Annotated in this window: 2 protein-coding genes; both read right to left on the bottom strand. The window is 63.8% G+C overall.

The annotated features are described in order from the left end of the window. Positions 1-38: 38 nt before the first annotated feature. Positions 39-878, bottom strand: coding sequence for an IS3 family transposase (locus PFX91_RS22995; RefSeq protein WP_285735218.1), 840 nt, complete (start codon positions 876-878; stop codon positions 39-41). A gap of 11 nt (positions 879-889) precedes the next feature. Next, positions 890-1,210, bottom strand: a complete 321-nt coding sequence (locus tag PFX91_RS22990) for a helix-turn-helix domain-containing protein (RefSeq protein WP_285735216.1) — start codon at positions 1,208-1,210, stop codon at positions 890-892. Positions 1,211-1,431: the final 221 nt, after the last annotated feature.

Below are 1,431 nucleotides of genomic sequence, written 5' to 3'. Positions count from 1 at the left end.
TGAACTGGTCCCCGATAGTTGGACCGGCTAACTAAAGGTTAGGCCGCCAGGGCCTGAGCCCGGTACTGCACCGGGCTCAGGCCCCCAAGGTAGCCATGGGCGCGTTCGTGGTTGAACCAGGCGATGTACTCCTTCAACCCCACGGTGAACTCCTCGACGGTCTCGAACTCGGCGTGGGTGTAGAACTCCTCCTTCAAATGGCCGAAGAAGCTCTCGATCACCGCGTTGTCCAGACAGTTGCCCTTGCGCGACATCGACTGGACACCGCCGACCCCGGCGAGCAGACGCCGCCAGGACACGTGCTGGTATTGGAACCCCTGGTCGGAATGGACCAGCGGACTTTGACCATCAGCCAGGGTCTTCAACGCCGCCCGCAAGGACGCGTTGGTCAACTCCAGGTTCGGTGACAGACCCGCGGTGTAGGAGATGATCTGTCGGTCGAACAGGTCCATGACCGGTGACAGGTAGACCTTGTGGCCCGCAACGACGAACTCGCTCACGTCGGTCACCCATTTCTGGTTCGGCTCCTGCGCGGTGAAGTCACGCTCCAGCAGGTTCGGCGCCACCCGGCCCGCCTGGCCCCGGTAGGAGCTGTAGGGCTTCTTACGGCGTACCCGGCAGACCAGGCCCAGCTGGTTCATGAGCTTGAGCACGGTCTTCTTCGCCACCCGCCACCCCTTCTTACGGAGCTGGTCATGGACCCGGCGATGCCCGTAACGCCCCTTGTTCTTGTCGAAGAGCCGGGCGATGTCGGCCTTGAGCGCGGCGTGGGGGTCAGGGGCGTGAAGTCGGGCCTGGTGGTAGAAGAACGTCGAGCGGGCCAGCCCAGCAACCCGCAGCAGTACCTCCAGGCGGTGTTCGGCCTTGACAGAGAGCACAGCCAGGACCTTCACTCTGGTGGGCGTTCCCTCAAGGCCCGCACTTTTCCCAGGTAGGCGTTCTGGGCGCGCAGGAGTTCGTTCTCACGGCGTAGCCGCTCCAGCTCCGAGGTCGGCTCGTGTGATGCGCTCTTGGGCGGGCGTCCTCGCTGCTTGGGGCGTAGCCCTTCTGCGCCCTGGGTGCGGTAGGTGCGCGCCCAGGATTCCAGCAGCTTGGGTGAGGACAGTTCCAGTTCCTTGGCCAGCGCGGTCTTGGGTTCGCCCGCCAGCAGGCGGCGCACCGCCTTGACCTTGAACTCAAAGGAGTAGGACTTCTTTGCCTGTTGGGCCACCAGCGCTCCTGGGCCATGGATCCGCCACCGTTGGTACAAGCGCCTGACCGGCCACCGAGACACCCCCAGTGAGGTGGCCACCGCGCTATCGGCCCTGCCTTGCTCGAACAACGCTATCGCTTCATAGCGTTGGTCCGGGGTGAGTGAGCTGTTCGCTCTCATGGGACTGCTCCCTGGTCGATGGAACTGGATTTCCAGTCCAACTTCCAGGGAGCAGTTCA

Source organism: Nocardiopsis sp. ATB16-24, assembly GCF_030271535.1.
In the GTDB taxonomy this organism is placed as follows: domain Bacteria; phylum Actinomycetota; class Actinomycetes; order Streptosporangiales; family Streptosporangiaceae; genus Nocardiopsis.
This window is presented reverse-complemented; position numbering and strand designations above follow the sequence as displayed.